The sequence below is a fragment of the bacterium genome (genome assembly GCA_026708015.1).
In the GTDB taxonomy this organism is placed as follows: Bacteria; Actinomycetota; Acidimicrobiia; order Acidimicrobiales; family Bin134; genus Poriferisocius.
Genome location: JAPOVT010000019.1, coordinates 10,937 through 20,804 on the forward strand (window position 1 = coordinate 10,937; position 9,868 = coordinate 20,804).

The 9,868-nt window shown below is 64.4% G+C and carries 9 protein-coding genes; 3 read left to right on the forward strand and 6 right to left on the reverse strand.

Features of this window, described 5'->3' with window-relative positions; all coding sequences use genetic code 11:
• The coding region (gene rplI, locus OXG30_04505; GenBank protein ID MCY4134160.1) for a 50S ribosomal protein L9 at positions 1 to 485 on the forward strand (485 nt) is incomplete at its 5' end.
• 158 nt (positions 486 to 643) lie between these two features.
• Entirely contained in the window at positions 644 to 2,020 is a 1,377-nt protein-coding gene (gene dnaB / locus OXG30_04510; GenBank protein MCY4134161.1) for a replicative DNA helicase, read from the forward strand.
• A 65-nt stretch (positions 2,021 to 2,085) separates the two neighbouring features.
• Here the strand turns inward: dnaB and OXG30_04515 are convergent, their stop codons facing one another.
• The 6 genes from OXG30_04515 to OXG30_04540 form a co-directional block, all read right to left on the reverse strand.
• Entirely contained in the window at positions 2,086 to 2,403 is a 318-nt protein-coding gene (locus tag OXG30_04515) for a type II toxin-antitoxin system PemK/MazF family toxin (protein MCY4134162.1), read from the reverse strand.
• Entirely contained in the window at positions 2,390 to 2,629 is a 240-nt protein-coding gene (locus OXG30_04520) for a hypothetical protein (GenBank protein MCY4134163.1), read from the reverse strand. The genes OXG30_04515 and OXG30_04520 overlap by 14 nt, the downstream gene beginning before the upstream one ends.
• 481 nt (positions 2,630 to 3,110) lie before the next feature.
• Entirely contained in the window at positions 3,111 to 3,860 is a 750-nt protein-coding gene (locus tag OXG30_04525) for a hypothetical protein (protein ID MCY4134164.1), read from the reverse strand.
• Positions 3,861 to 3,911: 51 nt separating this feature from the next.
• Positions 3,912 to 6,923, reverse strand: a complete 3,012-nt coding sequence (locus tag OXG30_04530; GenBank protein MCY4134165.1) for a hypothetical protein — start codon at positions 6,921 to 6,923, stop codon at positions 3,912 to 3,914.
• An 87-nt stretch (positions 6,924 to 7,010) separates the two neighbouring features.
• Positions 7,011 to 7,370: a hypothetical protein gene (locus tag OXG30_04535; GenBank protein MCY4134166.1), complete on the reverse strand. Its 360-nt coding sequence runs from the start codon at positions 7,368 to 7,370 to the stop codon at positions 7,011 to 7,013.
• 292 nt (positions 7,371 to 7,662) lie between these two features.
• Positions 7,663 to 7,947, reverse strand: coding sequence for a hypothetical protein (locus tag OXG30_04540; GenBank protein ID MCY4134167.1), 285 nt, complete (start codon positions 7,945 to 7,947; stop codon positions 7,663 to 7,665).
• 330 nt (positions 7,948 to 8,277) lie between these two features.
• Here OXG30_04540 and OXG30_04545 point away from each other — a divergent pair, with 330 nt between their 5' ends.
• On the forward strand, positions 8,278 to 9,543 hold the full coding sequence (locus OXG30_04545) for an ATP-binding protein (GenBank protein ID MCY4134168.1): 1,266 nt from the start codon (positions 8,278 to 8,280) through the stop codon (positions 9,541 to 9,543).
• Positions 9,544 to 9,868 lie beyond the last annotated feature (325 nt).

A 9,868-nucleotide genomic window follows, 5' to 3' on the forward strand; every position in this document is an offset into this window, starting at 1 on the left:
GCTGCCGCCGAAGAGGCGGGCGACGAGGAGCCGGCGTCATGAAGGTGGTACTGCGCGACAACGTGGATGCCCTGGGCAAAAAGGGCGACGTGGTGGAGGTGGCCGACGGCTACGCCCGCAACTTTCTGATCCCGGCCGGCAAAGCGTTCAAGTCGTCGCCGGGTGCCGAGAGCCAGGCCGAGCGCATGCGCCAGGCCCGCGAGCTGAAAGACGCCAAAGAGCTGGCCGAGGCCCAGGAGATGGCCTCCAGGCTGGTGTCCGCCACCATCCACATCGCCGCTCGGGCCGGAGGCGAGGGCAAGCTGTTCGGCTCGGTCACCACCGCCGACATCGTGCGGGCGGTGGCCGAGCAGGCCAACATCATGCTTGAGCGCAAGGCCATCGACGCCGAGGGAATCAAAGAGTTGGGCAGCCACACGGTGACGGCCAAGCCCCATCCCGAGGTGGAATTCCCCATCACCGTCGAGGTAGTCGCCGCCGAATAGCCCCGGAAATGCCCGTTCTCGGCAAATCCCCAGGTTATTCACCTATTTCAACAGGGCTTCCCCTAGCGTCCCACATGGGTCGTTTGCCACAGTAGGCAGTCGTGGAATGCGGTCGGCCAACCAAGTTGTCACCGCCATCGGGACAATAGGTACAGCTTGTGAGCGATCCATTCAACTATTCCGACGACGGCGGATCTCCGCCTCCGGGGCGCTTGGGGCGCGTGCCGCCCCACGACCTCGACGCCGAGGAGGCGCTGCTGGGCGCCATGCTCCTCAACCGCGACGCCATCGCCGACGCGGTGAACCTGATCCGCCCCGAGCACTTCTACCGCCCGGCCCACGCCCATGTGTACGAGGCGGTGTGTTCGCTGTATGCCGAGGGGGAACCGGCCGACGCGGTGACAGTGGCCGCCGAGCTGAACCGGAGGGGCCTGGCCGACAAGGTGGGGGGCAACGCCGCGCTGGTGAAGCTCCAGACCGGCACCCCGGCGTCGGCCAATGCGGCCAAGTACGCCAACATCGTCCACGAGGCGGCCACCCTGCGAAAGCTGATCGAGATCGGCGGGGAGATCTCCGAGCTGGGCTACGAGGGCGGCGACGACGTGGTCAAAACGGTGGACTCGGCCGAGGCCATGGTGTACCGGCTGGCCGCCGACCGCATGGGCGACTCCACCGCCCGCATTTCCGAGCTGTTGCCGGCCAACTTGGAGCGCATCGAGAAGCTCTACGACCAGGGCGATATCGTCACCGGCACCCCCACCGGCTACAACGACCTCGACGAGATCACCAGCGGGCTGCAACCCAACACCCTGGTGGTGGTGGGCGCCCGCCCGTCGGTGGGCAAGACCAGCTTCGCCCTGGGCATGGCGGCCCATGCCGCCATGCGGGCCAACAAGCCGGTGCTGGTGTTCTCGCTGGAGATGAGCCAGCTGGAGATCAGCCAGCGGATTCTGTGCTCAGAGGCCCGGGTGGACGCCTCCCGGGTACGCACCGGCAAGCTCACCGACCAAGACTGGTCTGATCTGTCAACCGCCATCGGAAGGCTGTCGGAGGCCCCCATCTGGGTGGACGACAACCCGGCGGTGACCATCATGGAGATCAGGGGCAAGTCGCGGCGGCTGCGCAGCCAAGTGGGCGAATTGGGCATGGTGGTGGTCGACTACCTCCAGCTGATGACCGGGCGCCACACCGCCGAGAACCGCCAAGTAGAGGTGTCGGAAATCAGCCGGGGGCTCAAGATTTTGGCCCGGGAGCTGCAATGCCCGGTGGTGGCGCTCTCCCAGCTGTCCCGCAACCTGGAACAGCGCCAAGACAAGCGCCCCATCCTGGCCGACCTGCGGGAGTCGGGCTCCATCGAACAGGATGCCGACTTGGTGATCTTCTTGTACCGAGACGAGCTCTACAACCCCGAGACCGCCGATCAGGGCACCGCCGAGGTGCTATTGACCAAGCACCGCAACGGCCCCACCGGCAAGACCCGCCTGGCCTTCCAGCAGCACTACACCCGCTTCGCCAACATGGCCCGCACCGCCTAGTGCGGTGCTGCTTTCACAGTGCAGCGCTCACTCTGATGGGCGCGATGTCCGGGTGGCTACAGCCTCTAATTCAAGCCCAGCACAACCGCTAGGGCGGTGTCCACGCCCCATTGCTCTTCGGGGGTGAGCCGGCCAACTAGGTCGTCCAGCCGGCCCGAATCGACCGCGCCGACCTGCTCGACCAAAACCCTGGTAGATGATCTGCCCACTAGGACTTCAGGGCGAAAGGACGCAGGCCGAGCGCTCGTCGAGGTCGGCGCAACCAGCACAACCGAGCGAGGCAACAAGGCGTCCGACTGCACGACCACGCCAAATCTCTCTCCCTGTTGCTCGTGTCCGATTCCTTTGGGGATGCGAAGGCGGTAGACATCACCTCTCTGCACGCAAGCCCTCCATCAGCTCTGCCACGGCGAGCATCTCGGCCCGGTCTGCTTCATCGGCCTCGAGCGCCTTCGCTTCAGCTGACAGTGAGTCCATGTCGTACAGACGATTCGCCGTTCGAATCAGTGCGCTCCGAACCGCCTCCGACTGGGATAGCCCGGTGGAAGTGAGTCGATTCAGAGCCCCGACGGCCTCATCATCGAGCCGAACCGATACAGCATGAGCCACGACCATAGTGTATCACAAAATAAAATACACTCGTACGGGATCCTTGCGCACCCGCCGGCGGCTGGCCTGATGGCGCGAGGCTAGGCAACCTCGGTAGGGGGGTTGATGTCGAGCTTGGCCTCAATTCGAGCCAAGCGCTCACCGTGCTCCTTAAATGGAGGGCTCGCGCCCAGAAGTGAGAAAATTATTTCCAATTTTCTCACTTAATGGGCGGGGTAGCATGAGGTTGTGGGCCGCTACACCATCCACTGCGGGGAAAGCAACGGGGGCGCGACCTATTCGAGGCTCCTGACATTCTGGACATCTTCAAGGCTGGTGCAGAGCAATCCGAGACGCTCGGCTTGGTCTTGGACGATCCGACCCCGCAAATCACCGGCAGGGTTGCCTCCAGGGACGAGAGGGTCGCCGAAGCCGTCCGTTTGCGTCGGCAAGGCCGAACTCTCCAAGAGATCGGGAATGCGCTGGGACCGACGCGGGATTCTCAGTTGGTAGCAGTGGGCAGGGGTTGGCCGAGGTCCGAGGGATCAGGTGGGGGGTTGCAGGCGTCCACGGCCAGGTGTTCTTCTTTGTCACCGAAATCAATGGAGCCGAGAACGGCACAGGCATAGGCCAGGGCGTTCTTGAACTGGGGATGTTCGGCGAAGGCGGCCTCCAACCCCCGCTGGCGGGCCACGGCCTCGCGGCGGGTGTAGGGCAGCGAACAGGTGTCGGCCGCCCCGTCTCGGGGCGGACTGTCGAAGGGATAGGTGCGGGCACCGCCCAGGCTCCGGTTGGTGCAGAAGTGGGGTCCGTCGATGACCCCGGAGAAGAATGTTGCCGCGATGGCGGGGTCGACGGGCGGCGGGGGCGAACTCACCCGCTCGGTTGCGCACACGTCGTTCTCCAGGTCGGCAGCACTATCGCCGAATTTGATTTCCAGGAAGTCCTCGTCTTCGCACTCCTCGAGCACCGCAGTCCGGAATTCGACAGGGTTCAAGCCCGCCAGCGTCTCCAGGGCATTCTGGCGGGCGACGGTGGCCCGACGGGTGTCGCGCAGCGAGCAGGTGTCGGCGATGCCGTCGCCGTTGCTGTCGAACGCGTAGGTCCGAGGGCCGCCCAAGCTCAGGTTGGTGCAGTAGTCAGGACCGGGGATAGGACCCGACACATGGGCTGGCCCGGCGGAACTGGGTACAGCCCAAACCAGCAATCCGGCAATCAGCGCCGCCACTGCGAAGATCCATGACTTGCCCACGGACCTTGGATTGTACCGCTAGGCGGCCTCATCATGGATCCAGATTTTGGGTTAGCTCAGAGGCTGTCCTGTGGGGCCAGACTTCGGAGCGCAGGCATCCCGGGCCAAAGCGCTGGGCGCATCGCCGAAGTCCTGGGAGCCAAGTGCCCGACACGCTGCGTCCACAGCGTTGCTGTAGCGGATGGCGTCAGCCGACTTGGCTGCTAGAGCATCAATCGCTGCTTGCACCAGTGCGGCTTCGGCGTTTGAGTCGATAGTTCCGCTTGCGGAAGCGTCATCGAACTCGGAAGCGTGTTTCGTATTGAGTGCGGCGAGACGATCAGTCTGTGCCTGAGTTGGTGAGCCAACTCCGCGAAGCTCTAGCAAGTCAACCAGCTCGTCGTGCCTGGTCAGCTCGGCAGCGGAGAAGTTCACGATGAAGCTCTCCAGGGCCTGTTGGCGGGCTACCGCCTCGCGTCGGGTGGTGGCCAGTGAGCACACATCGGCCACGCCGTCGTCGTCGGAGTCGAAGGGATAGAGCCGAACGTCGCCCAAGCTGTAGTTCGTGCAGAACTGCGCGCTGTTGATGACTCCCGAATAGAACTCTCGTACCTGCCACGCATTTGTGAGGGCGGACGGTATCAGTTCGGTGCGCGTTGCAGTGGTGCTGCGGGCGTAACGGGCGCACAGGTCTCTGGCCAGATCTTCACCGGTATCGCCCAGATCTTCGGGCGCGGTGTCACAGGCGCCGATGGCGGATTCGTCCACATCTTGGGTCTTGGGATCATCGGGCGAACCGAGCAGGGCCACGGTGAAGTCGTCAGGATTCAGGACGGCAAGCTGCTCCAGAGCGTTCTGGCGGGCCACCGTGGCCCGGCGGGTGGTGTCCAGCGAACAGGTGTCGGCCACGCCGTCGCCATCGCTGTCAAAGGGGTAGGTGAGCGGACCGCCGAGGCTGAGGTTGAGGCAGTGGTGGGGACCCTTGACCACTCCTGAGAAGAATCCGGTGCCCGAACGGTCGGCCACGGTTATCACCACTGTGTCGGCGCGCTTTTCGCCGTCGGAGTCGTAGCCGGCTATGAACTCGAACACCAAAGTCGCGCTGTTGAAGTCGCTTAACTCAGGGGCGTCGAAGTAGGCGAACCGTTGGTCGGCATTCTTCAGCCGGCCGCCTGCGGTCGGGTGATACCGCCCATCGTCGTCGGGAAGCCACTCGCCGGGCGCAAACCCCTGCTCGATCTCGCCTTTGGACAGCGGGACCCGCTGCCCGATGCGCGGATGGGTCTCGATTCCCTTGTACACCCACCGAAGGGTGACATCATCGGCTGCGGCGGCGCTCGCCGGCCCGGAGCCGAAGCCGCCGCTAAGCCTCACAAAGCTGCCCGGCGCTACATCCTGGTTGAGCCCGGCCTGGGCCTCGAAGTCGTCGCCGCTGTCGCTCATGGTGATCTTCACCACGTCGGTGTCCACCACGCCCCACCGGTCGGTCACAGTAAGCTGCACAAACACATCCTCGGCACCGCCCCGTGCCACCTCGGGAAGCTTGAAGGAGGCCACGGGGGTATCAGAGCCAGCCAGCAAAAGTATCGAACCGCGAAAATCCCGACCCAGCTCCTCGCCTGCTTCGTTCAGCACCTGCTCCCAGCTATAGGCGAGCTCATCGCCGTCGGGATCGAATCCGATCCCCCTCAGTTCCACCACCCCGGTGGGCGGATCAGACTCGGGAAAGCCGCCGCTGGCACCGTCGGACGTCTCGATATCGTCAGGCGCGGTGGCAGTAGGGGCTCGGGTGTCGGCCACCACCAGCTCCACGAAGGACGCGGCGCGAAGACCATCAGGGTCGGCCACCTCGACTTGCACTGAGAACACTGCGCCCTCCTTAGTGCCAGCGGGTGCTTTGAACTCGGCTCTCGACTGCGCACCGGGCTGATTGGACTCGCGGGGGGCGACGCCGGGTCCCGACCAGGTGTGGACCAGCGAGTTGGTTCGGGTGGCACCATCGCCTTCCCCGGTGGCCGTCAGCTCGATGCCCTCTTGGGCGGCCTCCGGGTTGACCACATAGCGGTCTTCGCCCGCGGCGAGCACTCCGGCACGCCGGTCGGCTTCGGCGGCAGCATCGGGGTCGGACTCTGGGTAGGCGATCTCCAATTCGGGATTGTCGTGGAAGTCTGATATCACGATCTTGACGATCTGGCGAGCGCTCGCCCCGTCCTCATCGGTAACCGTCAGCCGGTAGTACACCAGATGGGGTTGCGTACCCACCCCGCGCACGAAGGGCAGTCGGGCCACCGTCTCTGAACTGCGGGTGCCCGGGGTGTTGGGGTCTCCGTCAGTGCTCAGCATCCTCTTGCCCTCGGTGTCGCCGGGCAGCGAATCGGTCACCGACGCGGCGCCCCTGGCCAACAGGCGCTCCCAGCGAAATGCCTCGTCGGCCAGCTCGCTATCGGGATCGCTGCTGGCCGAGGCGTCCAACACCAGCAAAGTGGCGGCCCGGATGTACCACTCGTTTTCGGCATTGCCGTTCTCTCCGGGGCCGCTCACTACTCCGTCGAAGGGATACCGCTCCTCGTTCTCGTCCACCAGCCCGTTGCGGTTGTCGTCGTGGTCGGGCTTCTCGTCGGGGTCGGCGAGGTTGGCGGTGACCTGGATGTTGATCTCCGGCGGGCGGTTGATGCGCAGCTTCACCGTGTCACGGTCGGTGGCCGCGGGCCGGCCGCTGTCGGTGACGGTCAGACGGAACTCGATCGTCCAGCCGAAGCGCTCGATCAGCTTGGCCACTGGAACTTCGAAGGTGGCGGTGGGCGACTGGGGACTCTGCTGGTTCAACTCGATCCACTGGTACGCCTCAGTGAACACCTCCCACTCGTATTTGACGATGCGCCCGCCCGCATCCGGATCGAAGCTGTCGGAGCCGTCGAGGGTGACGATGGCCGGGGTGGTGTCGGTGGCCTCGGTGGTCACCTCGAGGGTGGCTATGGCAACAGGCGCCAGCAGGTTGTAGCTCTGCGCCGATGCCGACGACGAACACGACAACACAGCACAACACAGCGCGGCGATGGCCGACATTGAGATTTTGTGCAACACAAAGCGGTCCTTCTCAATATAGGTTCCGCCCTCCGAACATATTTTCTCACAAACTCGCCTGAATTAGGCAATTCTCTAGCAGAGCCGCTAGGCGGCCTCGGCGGGTGGGTCGATGTCGAGCTTGACCTCGATGCGGGCCAGGCGCTCATCCTGGTCCTTGGCAGTCGCCTCGATGCGGGCCAGGCGCTCGCCGTGTTCCTTGAATTGGCTGGTGAACTTGTTGGTGAGCCTGATCTCCAGATCCTTGATGGCGCCGGTGAACTTGGTGTCCAGATCCTTGATCGCGCCGGTGAACTTGGTGTCCAAATCCTTGATCGCGCCGGTCAGGACATCGAATTGTCCGTCAATCTTCTGCTGGCTCTCTCTTTGAATCGTGAGGAAATGGGCAAAGAGGACACCAATCACCGAGGCAAGCAGTACAGCAGAACCGCCGATCACCGAACTCAAGATTGCAGTGTTCATTTGATTCTTCCTCTAAGAGGGTCGAAGAGGGGGAAGATTCGACACCAACCTAGCAGCCCGGGCGCGGGCCCGGCCCGGCCTCTTTTTGGGGAGGGCCGGTCTCGGTGTGGTATTGGTGGTGTGGTCTAGCTGAGAGACCGCCATATGCAGCCGGAAGGTCAGCTTCAGGTTGTTGAACCCTGAGAGATCAGGAGCATCGAAGTGCGGATAGGCGCTCATCGTGCTCTGGAGCTTGTCGCTGGAGCCGGGAAGCATGCCAGTACAAGACAGTGTGCCGCTAGGCGGCCTCGGCGGGTGGGTCGATGTCGAGCTTGACCTCGATGCGGGCCAGGCGCTCATCCTGGTCCTTGGCAGTCGCCTCGATGCGGGCCAGGCGCTCACCCTGGTCCTTGGCAGTCGCCTCGATGCGGGCCAAGCGCTCACCCTGGCCCTTTATTGAATTGCCCTGGTCTCGGAAGCCTTGCTTCAGGTCGTCCCGCAGGTTCTGGAGCTGCATGTAGAACATGCCGATCAGGCCAGTTCCCACCACACCGATAACGGTGCTCACAATTGCGGCGTTCATAGCATTCTCCCTCTCTGGATGGAGGGTTGTTCAGGGGGGAAGCTTGGTACCAGGCTATCTGGGGCTGAACTCGGGTGGCAACAGTCTTCGGCGGTGCAGCCCGGGCGCGGGCCGGGCCGGGCCCTTTTGAGGGGGGGCCGGGCCAGCCCGCGTCCGAGCTCTGCTGGCAGAGCTGTTGTGGTCGGGATTCGGCCCTTGTTATCCTCAAAGAGGCTAGATCTTTGCGGTCTTGGAGTTGCGCGCTGGTCCCGAAGATTCTTGGGTCACTGGATCGTAACAACTGGGGTTTGGCTACCATAATTCTTGCGGTTAGCGGATAGTCTCCGGGTTGTGGAGTACGTCAGGCGCCATGTGGAGCCGATGCTCGGCGACTCGCTGGAGGCCTCTCGGGTCGTTGTTCTGCATGGAGCGCGCCAATCGGGGAAGACCACGCTGGCACGCCAGGTGGCGCAGCGGCGGGGTGGCTCGTATGTGACGCTAGACGACGACGCGAGCCGGCTTGCAGCGCTCGACGACCCGTTGGAATACCTGTCTGGTCTACGGGCGCCTGCCGTGATCGACGAGGTACAGCTCGGCGGCGACCGTATTGTGCGGGCCGTCAAGCGTCTCGTCGACGACTCCGGCGAGCGGGGCCGGTTCTTGCTGACCGGCTCCACGAATTTCTTGACGGTGCCGACAATCAGCGAATCCTTGGCTGGACGGGCCCGTATTCTACGGCTGTTCCCCCTTACCCAAGCAGAACTCGGTGGCCGCGCCCTGATCGACCTCGCCAAATGGTTCGACGGCTGCAACGTCGAAGCGCCACACAAGATCGAAAACCGAGAGCACTACATGCAGCGCCTGTGCCGCGGGGGTTTTCCCGAAGCGGTGTCGCTGAGGCCCGAGCAGCGTCAAGGCTGGTACCACAGCTATCTCGAAACGGTCACCCAGCGCGACGTCGCCGACCTCGGCGACATCCGCCGGGCCGAGGCGCTCGTCGATCTGGTGCTGTGGCTGGCGGCGAACACCGCAGCCGAGCTCAATGCCGAATCAGCCTGCCGGCAGCTCGGCATCGACCGGTCCACGTTCAGCCACTACTTCGCATGGCTCACCACTGTGTTCATGGTCAATTCGGTGCCCGCGTGGTCGCGCAAGCACGCCTCCCGTGCCGTCCGACGGCCCAAGTCGCACTTCGCCGATACCGGTATGGCCGCGGCGTTGCTGGGCGTCAGCGCCGAAGCGCTGGCATCGCCCGCCTCGACGATTACCGGCCCGCTGCTGGAGTCGTTCGTGGCCAATGAGCTGGCACGCCAGACCGCCGAGTCGGCTGGCGCGCGCATCTACCACCTGCGCGACTACGACGGCCACGAAGTCGACATCATGCTCGAGCGCGCCGACGGCGCGCTGGCGGCCGTCGAGGTCAAGGCCACCGGCAACCCCGGCGAAAACCACCTCAAGCGGCTTCTCTGGCTGCGGGACCGCCTCGACCGCACCGCTCCGGGCCTGTTCCGTATCGGGGTGCTGCTGCACACGGGTCCCCACTGCCACCGGGTCGGGGACCGCCTCTGGTTCGCCCCCATCAACACCCTCTGGGACTCCCAACCGCACAACCGATAAGAGCCCAGACCGCGCTCGCGAGCTTCTGCGCCCCCGGCACAGATTGCGCACCACGCGCTTGAAGGGGTTCCGACAGCGAGAGCGCGTGCGCGCTTTATCCCGGTCGTCCGCGCTTGGTGCCCTGGGTGGCGATCTGGGCCCAAGAGGTAGACATTCCAAGCGCGTCCCCGATTTCTTTGAGGGTACACCCCTGGCGGCGCAACCGGATGGCTTCGGCAACCCTCCCTTACCTCAACGCGGCCCTGCCGGTTGTCTGCGGTGCCTGATCGCAACGCAGCTGCCGACCTTGCCCGCGGCAGAATGGACACCGGGTCGGCGTTCCCCG